We start from the raw sequence: 15,258 nt of genomic DNA on the forward strand, positions 1-15,258 counted from the left end.
CCGCCATGATCCTGACCCTCGGGCATTCCAATCACCCCCTGGCGCGCTATGTCGAGCTGCTCCAGGCCCAGGGCGTGACGGCCGTGGCCGATGTGCGTTCCCAGCCCTATAGCCGCCATGTGCCGCAGTTTTGCCGGGAGGCCCTGCGCGAGGGCCTGGCGACCGCAGGGATCGCCTATGTCTTCCTCGGGGCGGAGCTGGGGGCGCGCAGCCCTGACCCGGCGCATTACCAGGACGGTCGGCTTCGCTACGACCGCTTGGCCGCCAGTGAGCTATTCCAGCAGGGACTGCTGCGGCTGGAGCAGGGCCAGACGCGTTGGCGCATCGCCCTGCTGTGCGCCGAGCGCGATCCCCTGACCTGCCATCGCGGTTTGCTGGTAGCGCCCTGTCTGGTGCAGCGGGGCTTGGCGGTGATGCACATCCACCCGGACGGGCGCCTGGAAAGCCAGGCCGAACTGGAAGACCGACTCCTGGCCGCGAGCGGCCTGGCGGATGGCGATCTGTTCAGTTCGCGGGAGGAGCGGTTGGGGCGGGCCTATGCCCGCCACGGCTGGAGCTAGCGCTCGACCGGCTCGCGCTTCTTCCACCAGCCGGCGAACAGGCCAACGGGATAGACCGTCACCAGGACGGCATAGACCACCCAGGTACGCCAGGACCAGGCCGACAGCACGAAGCCCTGGGAAAAGCCGACCAGCAGATAGCAGGCTGCGGCGACCAAGAGGATGCTGCCGAGGGCGCTGCCGAAGCGGGGTTTTGGCGTCATGGCGGGTCATTCCGGGGCTTGGGCGGATGGGGGCGTCCCTTTTAAGCCGAAGCCGGATGCCTGGCAATGCCTGCCACTGCAACCAATTGTTTAGGCATCCTGCCAGGCCGTCGCCGTCTTGAGGAGAGGTCACTGAATCGCTCATTGGCCCAGGGCGGCCTCATGGCCAGCGCTCAGGCGCGGGCCATGGCCGTAGCGATCCGTCACGGCGTGGGACAGCGGTCGGCCTCAGCGAGCGTCTTCCACCAGGTTGCTGGCGTCGATCTGATCGATACGGGTCACGCCTGTCAGGGTCATGGCCACGCGCATCTCCTGGGCAAAGATGTCCAGCAGGTTTTCCACCCCGCCCTGGCCGGCGGCGGCCAAGGCGTAGACGGCGGCGCGGCCGAGCAGGACGCCGCGGGCACCCAGTGCCAGCATACGCACCACGTCGAGCCCCGAGCGGATGCCCGAGTCGACCAGCACGGTCAGGTCGCTGCCTACCTGTTGGGCGATGCGTGGCAGCGCCCTGGCGGTGGAGAGGACGCCATCCAACTGCCGACCGCCATGGTTGGAGACCACGATGCCGTTGGCGCCGAAGCGCACCGCGTCCTTGGCATCATCGGGGTCCAGAATGCCCTTGATGATCATCGGCCCCTGCCAGAACTCCCGGATCCATTCCAGATCCTGCCAACTGATCGAGGGATCGAAGTTCTTCGCCAGCCAGCCCACATAGTCTTCGAGCGAGGTGGCCTTGCCCAGGTACCTGGAGACGTTACCGAGGTCATGAGGCCGGCCCCGCAGCCCGACATCGAAAGCCCATTGCGGTTTGCCCATGGCTTGCAGGATGCGCCGGGGCGAGGCGTAGGGGCCGGACATGCCGGAGTGCGCATCGCGATAGCGGGCCCCGGGGGTGGGCATGTCGACGGTGAACACCAGGGTGGTGACGCCGGCTGCCTGGGCCCGCTCCAGTACGTTGCGCATGAAGCCACGGTCCTTGAGCACATAGAGTTGGAACCACAGCGGTCCTGGCGTCTGGGCGGCGACCTCTTCGAGCGGACAGACCGAGACGGTGGACAGACAGAACGGGATCCCCTTGTTGGCCGCCGCCTTGGCGGCCTGGACTTCGCCACGCCGGGCATACATGCCGGTGAGACCGACTGGGCTCAGCACCACCGGGAGCGCCTGGGACTGCCCGAAGAGGGTGGTTTCCAGGCTCAGGTCGTCCACCTTGCGCAGAATGCGTTGGCGCAGGCTGATGCTGGAGAGGTCCGCGGTGTTGGCGCCCAGGGTGTGTTCGGCATAGGCGCCGCCGTCGATGTAGTCGAAGAGAAAGCGCGGCAGCTTGTGTTTGGCGGCGGCACGGTAGTCGCTGGCGGAAGAGATGATCATGGGTAAGTCTCCCTGTCTGGGGCCGAGGTGGCTGAAGCCAGGCTAAGGAAAAGATCGTTATGATAGAAACGACTTTTTTCCATGGCTTCGAGTCGTAAAGGGAATACCCATGAATCTGCGTATGCTGCGAACCTTCGTCGAGGTCGTTCGCCAGGGCGGCTTTTCGCAAGCGGCCCCGGTGGTCTGCCTGACGCAGTCCACGGTGAGCAAGGCGGTCAAGACGCTGGAGGACGACCTGGGGCTGCCGCTGCTGAACAGGCTGGGGCAGGGCATCGAGCTGACCACGGCGGGTGAAATCCTCTATCGAAGAGCCCTGGTACTCCTCGCCGAACAAAGTGATTTACTGGCCGAGCTCGAGGCGCTGCGTGGCTTGAAGCAGGGACGCTTGCGCATCGGTCTGCCGCCCGTGGGCAGTGGCGCCCTGTTCGCCGCCCTGTTCGCGACCTTTCGGCAGCGCTATCCCGAACTGGATGTCGAGCTGGTCGAGCAGGGCGGCCAGCGACTGGCCGAAAGCCTGGCGGCGGGCGAGGTGGACCTGGCCGCCATCCTGATGCCGGTTCCCGAGGAGTTCGACTATCAGGAGGTGCGCAGCGAGCCGCTGATGGTGGTGCTGCCCGCGCGGCACCCGCTCGCTGGCCGCCAGCGCCTGGACATTCGGACGTTGGCGACGGAGCCCTTCATCCTGTTCGAGGCCGGCTTCGCGCTGAATGTCAAGATCCTGGCCGCTTGCGCCCTGGCCGGTGTGGTACCGCGGGTAGTGGCGCGCAGTGCCCAGATCGACTTCATCGCCGACCTGGTCGAGGCCGGGCTGGGCCTGGCCTTCCTGCCGAGGGTGGTGGCGAGGCAGCATCTCCGCCAAGGGTTGGTGATGGTGCCCCTGGACGCGCCCAATACCGAATGGCGGCTGGCACTGGCCTGGCGCCGGAACGCGCACCTGTCCCCGGCCGCCCTGGCCTGGCTGGACCTGGCGAAGGAGCGGTTCGCGTCATCCTAGTGTTGAGGGGTTGGCTTGCGCGCCCTGGTCCTTGCCCGGCTGGTCCAGGCCTCAGGGCGTGAAGGCGCCGATGAAGATGCTCGGGTCGACCCGCACGTCGTTGAGGCTGACGTTCCAGTGCAGGTGCGGCCCTGTGGCACGCCCGGTGCTGCCGACCTGGCCGATCACGCCGCCGCGGGGCACCTGCTGGCCGACCTGGACGTCGATCCGCGAGAGGTGGCAGAACATGCTGATGAAACCCTGGCCGTGGTCGACGAACACCGTCTTGCCGTTGAAGAAGTAGTCGCCCACCAGCACCACCTTGCCGGCGGCGGGCGCCTTGACTGGGGTGCCGGCCGGCACGGCGAAGTCCAGGCCGGAATGGGGATTGCGCTCCTGGCCGTTGAAGAAGCGGCGCAGGCCGAAGGGGCTGGAAAGCGGGCCATTCACCGGTTTGTCCAACAGCAGGTTGCTCGGCTGGTTCGGCGAGAACAGCCGGTAGGCGGCCTGCTGCTCGGCCAGCTCGTGCTCGAACCTCTTGAGGTCCTCGGGATTGGGGGTGACCTGGCGCTGGTTCTTCAGGGTGATGCGCTGTTCGGCGTAATGCCGGCTGCCAACGGTGAACGCCAAGGGCGCAGCGCCGGCGACTTGCAGTTGCTGGCGGCCAGTTGCCGTACCCAGGGGGATGCCGACGATGGCCACCCAGCCGTTGCCGTCCTTGACCACCAGCACCGGTTTGCCCTGGTAGCTCACCCGCGGCGCCTGCTCGCCAGGGACCGGCACCACGGCCACGCCACCGGGCACGGGCTTGTCCAGCAGGCGCTGCAGATAGGTACCGGCGTGGGCGGGAAGGGTCAGCAGCAGGCAGCAGAGCAGGGCGAACAGGCGGGACATGGGCGCTTCCGGTGGCGAAAACGCCCATGCTGGGGCAGGCAGAGGCCGCAAGGCAAGGCGCTGGCGGCCCGCTTCGTCAGTTGGGCACGATCTTGTAGAGCACGGTTTCCAGGGCGGGCTCCTGCTTGGGATCGAAGAAACTCATCTCGGGGATGCGCGAATCCGTGACATAGACGGTGCCGTCCGGACCGCGGCCGAAGGTGTCGGGCCAGCTCAGTTTCTTGTCCTGGACCAGGGTGGTGAGCTGGCCGTTCTCCCGGACCTTGACCGCATGCTCTTCCACCGAACTGACATAGAGTCGGCCCTGGGGATCCATCAGCAGGCCGTCGGCCGGGCCGTTCTCGCCGACCTTTTCCACCTTGGCCGGCAGGCTGGCGAGATCGTCGCTCTGCAGGGCGGCGGTGGGAATGCGATAGAGGGTGTTGCCCTTGACCGCCTGCCAGTAGAGGTAGTCGCCGGTCGGGGAGAGGGCGATGCCGTCGGCGGCGAATTCCACGCCACGGCCATCGGGGCGCATCAGCGGCTTGCCATCGGCCTTGACCTTGACGCCCTTCTCGGCCTGGGTGCTGGGGTCGCCATCCAGGGCACGGCGGGCCTTGCCGCTCTCTAGATCCAGTACCACCAGGGCGCCTCGGGCGCCGGAGTCGGTGATGTAGGCATGGCGACCGTCCGGGCTGAATCTCACGTCGTTGAGGTAGCTACCCTGGGGCGCCACGCTCTCGTCCAGCGCATAGACCTTGCTGACCTGATTGCTGGCCAGGTCGATCTTCACCAGCTTGGGCGCGCCGGGCACCACCAGCGCTTGAGCGGGGGCACCCGGGTCGATCACCCAGAGGCTGCCCCGGCCGTCGGCTACCACGGATTGCACGCACACCCAGCGGTCGCCCGGCGTCAGCTCGTCGCGCTTGGCATTGCGCCAGCCGTTCCAGGCGGCGTCGGGATAGGGCACCAAGCTGCCATCGGGCTTGAGTTCGGCGACCGAGACCTCGCTGTCTTCGGTCCAGCGCGGGAAGTTGACGAAGATCCGTCCAGTCTCGCTGACGGTGACGCCAGTCACTTGGTGATCGAAGCTGGCGACCTTTTCCAGCTTGGCGCTGGGGTCGGCGGCGAAGGCGGCAGGGGCGAGTGGCAGCGTGGCCAGCAGGGTGGCCAGGGCGAGGCGATTGAGGGCGAGGCTGGGCATGGCGGTGTCCTTGTAGGCGGTGACCGGAAGCTCCGGTGCTACAGGTACGACTGCGCCTAGCGCGGCGAAGATCGCCAGGGCCGACGACCGGCCGGGCGTGCCTTGGCGGGGGAACGCGACGGGGAATCCGGCAGTCCTCCTTGAAACCCCAGAGGAGAAGACCATGCCCCGTTTCGTTACCAGCAGCCTGGCCCTGCTTACCCTGAGCGCCCTGCTCGCCGGCTGCGACAAGCCGCCGGAAACACCGCCACCCCAGCGCAGCGAGGTGGTGCAGAAGAGCGCCCCGGGCAGCGATCCCGCTACCCAATCCCCCGGGCGGACGGTGGAGCAGACCAACAAGGACCTGCTGGCACCACGGGCGCCGGACACCGCCAATCCTTCCCAGGCGACGCCGCAAGGGACGGAGCGGGCGCAGTAATCCTCAGGCTCTTAGCTCGCGGGAACGCCCTTCTGCCAGACGTTCCAGTGCTCGACGATCTCCTGCACCAGCGGATTGCCGGTGCGATAGAGATTCTCCAGCGCCGGGGCGAAGCCGCCCTGCTTGGCGTAGTCGAGCAGGTTGTCCACCTCGGAGGCGCCCTTGGCCGGGCGGTCGAAGTCCGAACCGGCGCGGACCACCGCCAGGCGTTGCAGGTCGACCTTGCCCAGGCGGCTGGCGCGCAGTAGCGCCTCGTAGGTGGCGTTGTCTTCCTGTTGGGTGGTGCAGTAACGACCTTGGCCATCGGTGAGCAGGCGGGTCCATTCCTCGGCCCGCTCGGAGAGGCGGGTACCGGAATACCAGGTATCGCCGGCCAGGGTGTCGCAGCGGGTCACCACCGGCGGCTGGTTGGCCGGGGCGTAGTCGTAGCGTTGGCGCCAGGCCTTGGATTCCGCGCTCTCGGTCAGTTGGGCTTGGCGGGACAGGGCGTAGGCCTTGTCTCTCAGGCGCACATTGAGTTCGAACACCTCGGTCTTGTAGTCCAGCGGCGGCTTCTCGCTGGGGCTACGGGTATTAATGCCCAGGTAGCCGGTCGGCCAGTCCTTGGGTACGTCCCGCGAATCGATTTCCCATTGGATACCGAAGTCCACCAGGTAGCGGGCCCAGGCGGTGGTGCCCAGGGTGCCTTCCTTGGGGCTGATCCCGGCGATGCCGGCGACCAGGAAGTAGGTCTTGCGCAGGTCGAACTTGGGCGACAGGGTCAACGCCAGGGTCGAGGCGGCAGCGTTGGCATGCCCCATTCCGGTGGTCATCAGGCACACCCGTGCCTCATTGCAGAGCACATTGGGGTAGTCGGCGGAAAGACCATCGACGGCGACCTTGCGGGTGAGCTTGAGGCGATCGATCCAGGTCTGGGCCTCGGGACCGAACATGGCCACGATCATGACCTTGGGTTGCAGCGGCGCGGCGGGCGGGGTCTCGGCCTGGGCCGTGCCGGCCAGCAGGGCGGTGGTGAGGGGCAACAGGGAAGAGCGTAGAAGGGCGTGCATGGAGAGCCTCGGTGGGGAAAATTCCTGACCGAGGGTTCAAGATGCGTGCCATCATCGGTCCGGGTTGGACTGTTTAGTCCAACAGAGACAGAGTGGTTGGTTCTTGGTGATTGTCCAGTACCCGTACCGCCAGTTCGCCCTGGGCGAGCCGGGCGGTGAGTTTCTGTCCATTGGCGACCTCAGCGGCTGAACGCACGGCGTGACCGCGCTCGTCGAGCAGGATGCTGTAGCCGCGGCCCAGGGTGGCCAGGGGGCTGACGATCTGCAGGGTCTGCACCGCGCCGGCCAGACGCTGCTGGCGCTCCTTCAACTGCCGCTGCATGACGCGCGGCAGTTGCTCGGCCAGGAGCTCCAGGCGTTGGCGCAACTGGGCCAGCTGGCGCCCGGGATGCTGACCGGCCAGGCGGGTGTCCAGGTGGGCCAGGCGATCGCGGCGACGATTCTGGGCGATGACATAGGCACGTCGCAGACGCAGGTCCAGGTCATCCAGGCGCTGGGCCTGCTGGCGTAGCCGCTCGCCGGGATGACGCAGGCGACGGCTGCAGGCTTCCAGGCGCAGGCGCTCGCGGGCCAGGCGCTCGCGCATGCGCAGCAGCAACTGGTGCTGCAGGCCGTCCAGCCGCTGGCGTAGATCGGCGCTGTGGGGCGCCAGCAATTCCGCCGCTGCCGACGGGGTCGGCGCGCGGACGTCGGCGACGAAGTCGGCGATGGAGACGTCGGTCTCATGGCCGACAGCGCTCACCACCGGGGTCTGGCAGGCGGCCAGGGCGCGGGCCACGGGTTCTTCGTTGAAGCACCAGAGGTCTTCCAGGGAGCCGCCGCCCCGGGCCAGGATCAGCGCATCGAAACCCTGGCGATCGGCCAGCTGCAGGGCGCGGACGATCTGGGCGGTGGCCTCGCGACCCTGCACGGCGGTGGGGACCAGGGTCAATTCCACCTGGGGCGCGCGTCTCTTGAACACACTGATGATGTCGCGGATCACCGCGCCGGTCGGCGAGGAGACGATGCCGATGCGTTGGGGATGGGCGGGCAGCGGTCGCTTGCGCTCGGCGGCGAACAGGCCCTCGGCGGCCAGGCGTTCCTTGAGCGCCTCGAAGGCCAGGCGCAGGGCGCCATCGCCGGCCGGTTCGACGCTGTCGAGGATCAGCTGGTAGTCGCCACGGCCTTCGAACAGCGAGACCTTGCCGCGCACCTTGACCGCCAGGCCGTCACGCAGCGCCTGGCGCACCCGGCTGGCGTGCTGGCGGAACAGGGCGCAACGCACCTGGGCCTGGCCATCCTTGAGGGTGAAATAGAGGTGGCCCGAGGCGGGCTTGGCCAGGTTGGAGATCTCGCCCTCGACCCAGACCTGGGCGAAGACGTCCTCCAGTAGCACCCGGGCGCGGCTGTTGAGCTGGCTGACGCTGAGCACCTCGCGGTCGAGACCGAGGCGGGCGAAGGGGTCCTTGAACATGGGGCACTTTCTGTGGCTTTCGTCGGCGTCACCTTAGCAGCTAAGGGCGCGGGGCGAGCAGCGGATTAAGAGCGACCAACAAAACTACTGCGCGTCCGCCAGACGGGCGCGTGCAGTGCTCGGAATCCTCATGTACCACTCGTACACTCGTGCGCGAGCCCGGTCCGGTTCCTGCGCGCCGCGCACGCCCGCCTGACAACCGCTCGCTACGTTTTGTTCGCCGCTCTAAACTGCGCGCCCCTGCCTTCGAGACCTAGGTTCCATGACCCTGCGCCAGACCATCCTCGCTCCCCGTATCTCCAGCCATCCGCGGGTGGAGCGTACAGCGGTGGAAATCCTCGGCTGGCTCGCCGCCTCTGGCGTGGTCGCAGCCGAGGCCTCGCCCTGCCTGCCCAGCCGCGGCCGACGCGGCCATGCGCCGGGGCCGCGGCTGACCGAGGTGCTGCGCCTGGCGCCAGGCATGGACGATCCGCGCGACTATGCCGACGGCGGTCTGGAAATCGTCACCGAACGCTGCATCTTCACCCCGCTGGACGGCTTCGCCGGCCGAGCGCGCTGCCCCGCCTGCCGCCGCGAGATCGGCGAGGCGCTGTTCGAGCACCTGGAAGTCTGGATGCCGGCGGAAAGCGACAACTTCGCCTGTCCGGAATGCGATCACGAAGACGACATCAACGGCTTCGACTTCCCCCAGCCCTGCGCCTTTTCCGACCTGGGCTTCATCTTCAACCACTGGCCGGCCCGGGCCTTCGCGCCGGCCTTCCTGGAGGAATTCCGCCGGCGGCTGGGGCAGCCGTTGGCGGTGGTGGAGGTGTAGGGTTTTTAGGACGTTTTATCGCGGCCATGGGCCGCTCCTACGGGGTAAACCGAGTGCTGTAGGAGCGGTCGCTACGGCGCACCGGCATGGCCGCGATAGAGCGATAGATCCGTAGCGTGGAAAACCGCGTAGCGTTTTCCACCGGGCACGGTGCTTGATGGTAGGTTGGGTTGAGACGGCTCTTTCGTCGAAGCCCAACAGGCACGCGCGGTGGGGTGTTGGGCTTCGCTGCGCTCAACCCAACCTACGTCTCTTATGCCTGCAACTTGCGCAACCACTCCAGCCCCGCCGAGGTATCGCCGCGGGGGCGATACTCGCAGCCGATCCAACCGTCGTAGCCGAGGGCGTCGAAGCGCTCGAACAGGTAGGGATAGTACAGCTCGCCCAGGTCCGGTTCGTGGCGGTCGGGCACCCCGGCGATCTGCACGTGGCCGATGCCGGCGAGGTCGCGCTCGAAGGTCTTGCTGACGTCACCCTCGACGATCTGGCAGTGGTAGCAGTCGAACTGCACCTTGAGATTGTCAGCGCCTATGGCCTGGCGGATGGCCTGGGCGTCGTCCTGGCGGTTGAGGAAGTAGCCCGGCATGTCACGCGGGTTGATCGGCTCGATGAGGATCGTCACCCCGGCCGTGGCCGCCTGTTCGGCGGCATGGGCCAGGTTGCCCAGGTAGGTGTCGCGGGCGCGGGCCCGGTCGACCCCGGCCGGTAGCAAGCCGGCCATGACGTGGACCAGGCGATTGCCCAGCACGGCGGCGTAGTCCAGGGCGCGGTCGATGCCGGCGCGGCACTCGGCCTCGCGGCCGGGCAGGGCGGCCAGGCCGCGTTCGCCGGCCGCCCAGTCACCGGGCGGCGCGTTGAACAGCACCTGGGTCAGGCCGGCACCGTCCAGGCGGGCCTTGATCTCGGCGGCGGAGTGCTCGTAGGGAAAGAGGTATTCCACGGCCTGGAAGCCGTCCGCCGCGGCAGCGGCGAAGCGGTCGAGGAAGGCCTGCTCGGGATAGAGCATGCTGAGGTTGGCGGCGAAACGGGGCATGGCGATTTCCTAAGTCAGACGAAGGGCCAGAGCAGCAGGGTGATGGCGAAGCCCAGGACACCCAGCAGCGTGGTCAAGACGGTCCAGGTGCGCAAGCCATCGGCGACGCTCAGGCCGACCAGCTTGGTGAAGATCCAGTAGCCGGCGTCGTTGATGTGCGACACGGCCAGGCCGCCGGCACCCATGGCCAGGCACAGCAGGGCCATGTGGTTGGCCGAGAGACCCAGGGTGGCGATCAGCGGGCCGAGGATGCCGGCGGTGGTGACCAGGGCCACGGTGGTGGAGCCCTGGACCGCCCGCAGCAGCAGGGTTAGCACGAAGCCCAGCGCCAGCACCGGCAGGCCGGTGGCGCGCAGCAGTTCCGAGACCACCGCGCCGATGCCGGTGTCCACCAGCACCTTGCCGAACACCCCGCCGGCACCGGCGATGAGGATGACCATGGCGACGCCGGGCAGCGCCGAGCCGATGACCTCCGACACCTGCTCGCGCGACCAGCCGCGCCGGAAGCCCAGCACATAGGCGCACAGCAGGGTGTCGATAAGCAGGGCCACCAGGGGCGCGCCGACCACGGTGAGGATGTCGCGCAGCAGATTGCCGGCCGGCAGCCAACTGGTGGCCAGGGTGCCTAGCAGGATCAGCACGATGGGCAGCAGGATCAGGGTCACCACCAGGCCGAAGCCGGGGGCCGGGGCGGGCGGCAGACCGGCGGCGACGCCGGCCGGGGTCTCGTCCATCTTGACCGCGGCGGCACCGAGGCTGGGCAGCCCCGGGTCCATGTCCTGGCCGCGGCCCCATTGCTGCAGATGGGTGTCGGTGACTTGGGCGCCATAGACGTCGGTGCGGATGTCGTCGGTCATGGGATAGTGGCGGCGGGTCATGCGCCCGGCGATCCACCAGCCGACCAGCGCCAGCACCGCGGTGATCGGCAGGCCGAACAGCAGTACCCGGCCCAGGTCCGCGCCCAGTTGGCCGGCGGCGGCCACGGCGCCCGGATGGGGCGGCAGCATGGCGTGCACCGTGAGCATGGTGGCGCACATGGGCAGGGCGAAGACGATCAGCGGTTTGCGCGCGGTACGGGCGATGCCATAGGCCAGCGGCATCAAGACGATCACCCCGACCTCGAAGAACACCGGGATACCGACCAGGAAGCCGGCCAGGGTCAGGGCCAGCGGCGTGCGTCTGTTGCCGAAGCGCTCGATCAGGGTCTTGGCCAGGGCCTCGGCGCCGCCGGACAGCTCGATGATGCGGCCGATCATGGCGCCCAGGGCGATGATGATGGCGATGTGGCCGAGGATCTTGCCCATGCCGCCTTCGATGGTGGCGACCAGCTTGGACGGTTCCACCCCGGCGGCCAGGGCCACCAGGATACTCACCAGCATCAGCGCCACGAAGGGCTGGAACTTGTACTTCAAGACCAGGAACAGCAGCAGGGCGATCCCGGCCGCGGCGATGAGGACCAGCAGCAACGGACTCATGAGCGACGCTCCGAGCGGATGGGGCTGACGACGTAGGGCATGGCATTTTCCTCGCTATTGTTGTTGTTCAGGGCAAGCCGCTCCCGCGACGGCCAACAGCGGCCATCGTGGGCGGGTATTCCAGTGGTGCGGGTCTTCAGGTCACCAGACGGCGCCGAAGGTCTTCGCCAGTTCGGCCAAGGCGGCAGCATCGAGCGGCGCCGGGCGCGGCTCGGTCAGCAGCCACAGCCGCGCGGTTTCTTCCAGCTCCTCCAGGGCGAAGCTGGCCTTGCTCACGCTGCTCTCCCAGACCACCGGGCCGAGGCGTTCGAGCATCACCCCACGTACCCGGTTGGCCAATTGCGCCACCTGCTCGGCGACACTGGCGGCACCCGGGCGCGCATAGGGGATCAGCGGGATATGGCCGACCTTCATCACCTGATAGGGCGTGATGGGCGGCAGGATGTCGTCCGGGCGCCAGACGCCGGCCAGGGTCAGGGCCACCAGGTGGGTGGAGTGGGTGTGTACCACCCCGCCGACACCGGGATTGCGGTCATAGACCTGGCGATGCAAGGCCAGGGTCTTGGACGGCTTGTCCCCGGAGACCCAGTCGCCGTTCAGGCCGACCTTGGCGATGGCCGCCGGATCGAGGCGACCCAGGCAGGCATCGGTGGGGGTGATCAGCCAGCCGTCTTCCAGGCGGGCGCTGATGTTGCCGGCGCTGCCTACGGTGTAGCCGCGGGCATAGAGGCTGGCGCCGACGGTGCAGATCTCCTCGCGCAGCCGGGCTTCGTTGCTCATGCTTTTTCTCCTGCCAGCTGGCGCAGGGCCTTGGCGAAGAAGTCGCGGCTGCCGAAGTTGCCGGACTTGAGCGCCAGGGCCAGGGGTTCGCCCTGCACCTGTCCCAGGGTGGCGGGCACCCCCGGATCGATCTGGGCGCCGATGCGCAGGGTCCGCACGCCCAGGGCCTGGACCACGGCGCCGGAGGTCTCGCCACCAGCCACCACCAGGCGGCGCACGCCGCTGTCGAACAGGCCACGGGCGATCAGGCCGAGGGCGCGTTCCACCAGTTCGCCGGCACGCGCCACGCCCAGCTCGCGCTGGATGGCCTTGACCTCGTCGGCGGGGCTGGTGGCATAGATCAGCACGGCCTGGCCCTGCTCGCGCGCCCAGGTGAGAGCGGCGTCGATGGACTCGTCACCCTGGGCCAGCGCCAGCGGATCCAGGCGCAGGGCCGGGCGGTCGGCTTCCAGCCAGGCCGCGACCTGGCCGTTGGTGGCCTGGGACGCGCTGCCGGCCAGTACCGCCTCGCCACCGACGGGCAGGTCGAGGGCGGCGGCGTCGTGCTTGTCCAGCAGACCGGCGCGGCGAAAATTCTCCGGCAGGCCCTGGGCGATGCCTGACCCACCAGTCACCAGGGGCAGCTCGGCACAGGCCGCGCCCAGGGTGTGCAGGTCGGTGTCGGACAGGGCATCGGCGATGGCCAGGCGGTGACCCGACTCGCGTAGCTCGGCGATGGCCTGGCGCACGGCTGCGGGGCCCTGGGCGATTTGGTCATAGCGCAGCAGGCCGACCTTGGCGCGACTCTGGGCTTGCAGCACCCGCACCAGGTTGGCGTCGCCCATGGGCGTCAGCGGGTGGTGCTGCATGCCGGATTCGCTGAGCAGTTGGTCCTGCACGAACAAATGGCCGCGGAACAGGGTGCGACCGGTCTCCGGGAAGGCCGGGCAGGCCAGGGTGAAGTCGCAGTCCAGCGCCGCTTGCAGGGCCTCGGCCACCGGGCCGATGTTGCCTTCCGCGGTGGAATCGAAGGTGGAGCAGTACTTGAAGAAGAACTGCCGGCAGCCGCGCTGGCGCAGCCAGGCGAGGGCGGCCAGGGATTCGCTCACCGCCTCGGCAGCCGGCGTGGTGCGGGATTTCAGCGCCACTACCACGGCGTCGGCGGCCTCCAGTTCGACGTCCGCCGCGGGTACGCCGATCACCTGCACGGTGCGCATGCCGCCGCGCACCAGCATGTTGGCGAGATCGGTGGCGCCGGTGAAGTCGTCGGCGATACAGCCCAGCAGCGGGCGGGTCTCGGTCGGGCTCATCGGGCTCACTCCGCGGCCTTGGGCAGCTCGATGCCCGGGAAGATCTTGATCACGGCCGAGTCGTCTTCACGACCGAAGCCCGCGGTGGAGGCCTGCATGAACATCTGGTGGGCGGTGGCCGACAGCGGCAGCGGGAATTTCGAGGTGCGCGCGGTATCCAGCACCAGGCCGAGGTCCTTGACGAAGATGTCCACCGCGGACAGCGGCGTGTAGTCGGCCTTGAGGATGTGCGGCACGCGATTCTCGAACATCCAGGAATTGCCGGCGCTGTGGGTGATGACCTCGTACAGCGCGTCCGGGTCGACGCCTTCGCGCAGGCCCAGGGCCATGGCCTCAGCGGAGGCGGCGATGTGCACCCCGGCCAGGAGCTGGTTGATGATCTTGACCTTGGAACCCTGGCCGGGGGCATCGCCCAGGCGATAGACCTTGCCGGCCATGGCGGCGAGTACCGCCTCGCCCTTGGCATAGGCTTCCGAGCTACCGGAGGTCATCATAGTCATCTCGCCGCTGGCGGCCTTGGCCGCGCCGCCGGACAGCGGGGCGTCCAGCAGCAGGATGCCCCGCTCGGCCAGGCGCTCGCCCAGCTCCACGGCGTAGGCCGGAGCCACGGTGGCGCAGGCGATCACCAGGCTGCCCGGACGCAGGGCGGCAACCGCGCCCTGCTCGCCGAACAGCACGGCTTCGGTCTGCTCGGCATTGACCACCACGGTGATGAGGATGTCGCAGCTATCGGCCAGGGCGGCGGGCGAGGTGCAGGCCACTCCGCCTTCGCTGGCGAAGGCTTCCAGCACGCTGGCGCGCACGTCGCAGGCATGCACGGCGAAGCCCGCGCGCAGCAGCGACCGGGCGACGCCCAGACCCATGGCCCCGAGGCCGATGACACCGACATTGTCTTGCATCTTGTTGTTCTCCGAAAAGGTCAGGCGAAGCCGGCCTGCCGCAGGCGGCGGGCGGCGTTGTAGATGTGCTGGCGGGCCGCGTTGGCGGCGGCCAGGGGATCGCCGAGGCGGATGGCGGCAACGATGGCTTGGTGTTCTTCATGCACCTGGCGGGAAAAGTCCTCGCGCCGCGCCTCGTTGGTGCGGGTGATGCGCGTGGCCGTCTCCAGGTACTGGCTGACGAACTCCAGGGTCTTGATGAAGTAGGGGTTGCCGGTGGCCTGGGCGATGGTGCGGTGGAAGGCCACGTCGGCACGGACACCGTCACGGCCGTCGGCCACGTCTTCGTCGATGGCGGCGAGGGCTTCGTCGATGGCGACCAGATCGGTCTCGCTGCGGTTGATAGCGGCTTCGGAGGCGATCTCCGCTTCGATGGCGCGGCGCAGGGCCAACAGGTGGAAGACGCTGCCGGGCAGGCTGGCTTCGTCGGCGTCGATGCGCAGCGGGCGGATGCTGGCATGAGCGGTGACGAAGATGCCGCGGCCTTGCTGGGGCTGCAGCACGCCTTCGTTCTTCAGTCGCGAGATGGCCTCGCGCACCACGGTGCGGCTGACGCCGAAGGCTTCGGAGAGCAGGGCTTCGCTGGGGATCTTGGTACCGGGTGCGAAAACACCGGCTTCGATCTTGTCCAGCAGCTGCTGAGCGACGTTGTCGCTCAGGACATTGGCGGGGACCTTGGCGAACATGGAGACCTGCTTATGTGGTTATAAGGTTGTCATACAGGTTGTGACGTTACTTTCGCACAGGCTTTTGGCTTTGTGTAGTGGTTTTGACTGAGGCACTACGGAATTTTTGTAACGGCCGCTGCGGGGGACAGGGGCAGGC

General features: G+C 68.1%; 16 protein-coding genes and 1 other RNA gene. 5 read left to right on the top strand and 12 right to left on the bottom strand.

From position 1 onward, the window contains the following. The first annotated feature begins 5 nt into the window (after positions 1-5). Complete coding sequence (locus CCZ28_RS22800) at positions 6-560, top strand: DUF488 domain-containing protein (protein WP_140221009.1); 555 nt, start codon at positions 6-8, stop codon at positions 558-560. Here the strand turns inward: CCZ28_RS22800 and CCZ28_RS22805 are convergent. Both CCZ28_RS22805 and lldD read right to left on the bottom strand, forming a co-directional pair. Beyond that, entirely contained in the window at positions 557-763 is a 207-nt protein-coding gene (locus CCZ28_RS22805; RefSeq protein WP_140221010.1) for a hypothetical protein, read from the bottom strand. The two genes, CCZ28_RS22800 and CCZ28_RS22805, sit on opposite strands and share 4 nt — an antisense overlap. A 228-nt stretch (positions 764-991) precedes the next feature. Continuing rightward, complete coding sequence (gene lldD / locus CCZ28_RS22810) at positions 992-2,134, bottom strand: FMN-dependent L-lactate dehydrogenase LldD (protein ID WP_140221011.1); 1,143 nt, start codon at positions 2,132-2,134, stop codon at positions 992-994. A 109-nt stretch (positions 2,135-2,243) separates the two neighbouring features. On the opposite strand from lldD, the gene CCZ28_RS22815 reads away from it, so the two are divergent. Continuing rightward, positions 2,244-3,128: a LysR family transcriptional regulator gene (locus CCZ28_RS22815; protein ID WP_140221012.1), complete on the top strand. Its 885-nt coding sequence runs from the start codon at positions 2,244-2,246 to the stop codon at positions 3,126-3,128. A gap of 51 nt (positions 3,129-3,179) precedes the next feature. Here CCZ28_RS22815 and CCZ28_RS22820 read toward each other — a convergent pair whose 3' ends face one another. Both CCZ28_RS22820 and CCZ28_RS22825 read right to left on the bottom strand, forming a co-directional pair. Next, complete coding sequence (locus CCZ28_RS22820) at positions 3,180-4,001, bottom strand: peptidoglycan DD-metalloendopeptidase family protein (protein ID WP_140221013.1); 822 nt, start codon at positions 3,999-4,001, stop codon at positions 3,180-3,182. A 76-nt stretch (positions 4,002-4,077) separates the two neighbouring features. Beyond that, on the bottom strand, positions 4,078-5,184 hold the full coding sequence (locus CCZ28_RS22825; RefSeq protein ID WP_140221014.1) for an L-dopachrome tautomerase-related protein: 1,107 nt from the start codon (positions 5,182-5,184) through the stop codon (positions 4,078-4,080). 163 nt (positions 5,185-5,347) lie between these two features. Here CCZ28_RS22825 and CCZ28_RS22830 point away from each other — a divergent pair, with 163 nt between their 5' ends. Next, a complete protein-coding gene (locus tag CCZ28_RS22830; protein ID WP_140221015.1) occupies positions 5,348-5,602 on the top strand; it encodes a hypothetical protein in 255 nt (84 codons plus the stop codon). Positions 5,603-5,613: 11 nt separating this feature from the next. Here CCZ28_RS22830 and CCZ28_RS22835 read toward each other — a convergent pair whose 3' ends face one another. Together CCZ28_RS22835 and xseA are read right to left on the bottom strand one after the other, a co-directional pair. Further along, positions 5,614-6,651 (bottom strand): purine-nucleoside phosphorylase, encoded by a 1,038-nt coding sequence (locus CCZ28_RS22835; protein ID WP_140221016.1) that lies wholly within the window; start codon positions 6,649-6,651, stop codon positions 5,614-5,616. Positions 6,652-6,724: 73 nt separating this feature from the next. Continuing rightward, the gene (gene xseA / locus CCZ28_RS22840) at positions 6,725-8,104 is read right to left on the bottom strand and encodes an exodeoxyribonuclease VII large subunit (protein ID WP_140221017.1); all 1,380 of its coding nucleotides are present in this window, start codon (positions 8,102-8,104) and stop codon (positions 6,725-6,727) included. Positions 8,105-8,234: 130 nt separating this feature from the next. Between xseA and CCZ28_RS22845 the strand changes: the two genes are divergently transcribed. Both CCZ28_RS22845 and CCZ28_RS22850 read left to right on the top strand, forming a co-directional pair. Then, positions 8,235-8,326, top strand: a non-coding RNA gene (locus tag CCZ28_RS22845) — sX9 sRNA. 40 nt (positions 8,327-8,366) lie between these two features. Continuing rightward, positions 8,367-8,918 carry a hypothetical protein gene (locus CCZ28_RS22850; protein ID WP_058780128.1) on the top strand — a complete coding sequence of 184 codons (552 nt, stop codon included), beginning with the start codon at positions 8,367-8,369 and terminating at the stop codon, positions 8,916-8,918. A 253-nt stretch (positions 8,919-9,171) separates the two neighbouring features. On the opposite strand, the gene otnI is transcribed toward CCZ28_RS22850, so the two are convergent. From otnI to CCZ28_RS22880, 6 genes are all read right to left on the bottom strand, one after another. Further along, positions 9,172-9,951: a 2-oxo-tetronate isomerase gene (gene otnI / locus CCZ28_RS22855; protein ID WP_140221018.1), complete on the bottom strand. Its 780-nt coding sequence runs from the start codon at positions 9,949-9,951 to the stop codon at positions 9,172-9,174. Between the two features lie 14 nt (positions 9,952-9,965). Then, positions 9,966-11,426, bottom strand: coding sequence for a GntT/GntP/DsdX family permease (locus CCZ28_RS22860; protein WP_140221019.1), 1,461 nt, complete (start codon positions 11,424-11,426; stop codon positions 9,966-9,968). 141 nt (positions 11,427-11,567) lie between these two features. Beyond that, positions 11,568-12,206: a 3-oxo-tetronate 4-phosphate decarboxylase gene (gene otnC / locus CCZ28_RS22865; RefSeq protein WP_140221020.1), complete on the bottom strand. Its 639-nt coding sequence runs from the start codon at positions 12,204-12,206 to the stop codon at positions 11,568-11,570. After that, a complete protein-coding gene (gene otnK / locus CCZ28_RS22870) occupies positions 12,203-13,495 on the bottom strand; it encodes a 3-oxo-tetronate kinase (RefSeq protein WP_140221021.1) in 1,293 nt (430 codons plus the stop codon). The genes otnC and otnK overlap by 4 nt, the downstream gene beginning before the upstream one ends. A 5-nt stretch (positions 13,496-13,500) precedes the next feature. Next, entirely contained in the window at positions 13,501-14,394 is an 894-nt protein-coding gene (ltnD, locus tag CCZ28_RS22875; protein ID WP_140221022.1) for an L-threonate dehydrogenase, read from the bottom strand. A gap of 20 nt (positions 14,395-14,414) precedes the next feature. Next, the gene (locus CCZ28_RS22880) at positions 14,415-15,119 is read right to left on the bottom strand and encodes a FadR/GntR family transcriptional regulator (RefSeq protein ID WP_058787973.1); all 705 of its coding nucleotides are present in this window, start codon (positions 15,117-15,119) and stop codon (positions 14,415-14,417) included. Between the last annotated feature and the right edge of the window lie 139 nt (positions 15,120-15,258).

This window comes from Pseudomonas oryzihabitans, assembly GCF_006384975.1.
GTDB classification, from domain to species: domain Bacteria; phylum Pseudomonadota; class Gammaproteobacteria; order Pseudomonadales; family Pseudomonadaceae; genus Chryseomonas; species Chryseomonas psychrotolerans_B.

Bases quoted from the DNA above. Each gene is read 5' to 3' on its own strand.
- CCZ28_RS22800 (WP_140221009.1), top strand. From the start codon at position 6: ATGATCCTGACCCTCGGGCATTCCAATCACCCCCTGGCGCGCTATGTC.
- CCZ28_RS22805 (WP_140221010.1), bottom strand. From the start codon at position 763: ATGACGCCAAAACCCCGCTTCGGCAGCGCCCTCGGCAGCATCCTCTTG.
- lldD (WP_140221011.1), bottom strand. From the start codon at position 2,134: ATGATCATCTCTTCCGCCAGCGACTACCGTGCCGCCGCCAAACACAAG.
- CCZ28_RS22815 (WP_140221012.1), top strand. From the start codon at position 2,244: ATGAATCTGCGTATGCTGCGAACCTTCGTCGAGGTCGTTCGCCAGGGC.
- CCZ28_RS22820 (WP_140221013.1), bottom strand. From the start codon at position 4,001: ATGTCCCGCCTGTTCGCCCTGCTCTGCTGCCTGCTGCTGACCCTTCCC.
- CCZ28_RS22825 (WP_140221014.1), bottom strand. From the start codon at position 5,184: ATGCCCAGCCTCGCCCTCAATCGCCTCGCCCTGGCCACCCTGCTGGCC.
- CCZ28_RS22830 (WP_140221015.1), top strand. From the start codon at position 5,348: ATGCCCCGTTTCGTTACCAGCAGCCTGGCCCTGCTTACCCTGAGCGCC.
- CCZ28_RS22835 (WP_140221016.1), bottom strand. From the start codon at position 6,651: ATGCACGCCCTTCTACGCTCTTCCCTGTTGCCCCTCACCACCGCCCTG.
- xseA (WP_140221017.1), bottom strand. From the start codon at position 8,104: ATGTTCAAGGACCCCTTCGCCCGCCTCGGTCTCGACCGCGAGGTGCTC.
- CCZ28_RS22850 (WP_058780128.1), top strand. From the start codon at position 8,367: ATGACCCTGCGCCAGACCATCCTCGCTCCCCGTATCTCCAGCCATCCG.
- otnI (WP_140221018.1), bottom strand. From the start codon at position 9,951: ATGCCCCGTTTCGCCGCCAACCTCAGCATGCTCTATCCCGAGCAGGCC.
- CCZ28_RS22860 (WP_140221019.1), bottom strand. From the start codon at position 11,426: ATGAGTCCGTTGCTGCTGGTCCTCATCGCCGCGGCCGGGATCGCCCTG.
- otnC (WP_140221020.1), bottom strand. From the start codon at position 12,206: ATGAGCAACGAAGCCCGGCTGCGCGAGGAGATCTGCACCGTCGGCGCC.
- otnK (WP_140221021.1), bottom strand. From the start codon at position 13,495: ATGAGCCCGACCGAGACCCGCCCGCTGCTGGGCTGTATCGCCGACGAC.
- ltnD (WP_140221022.1), bottom strand. From the start codon at position 14,394: ATGCAAGACAATGTCGGTGTCATCGGCCTCGGGGCCATGGGTCTGGGC.
- CCZ28_RS22880 (WP_058787973.1), bottom strand. From the start codon at position 15,119: ATGTTCGCCAAGGTCCCCGCCAATGTCCTGAGCGACAACGTCGCTCAG.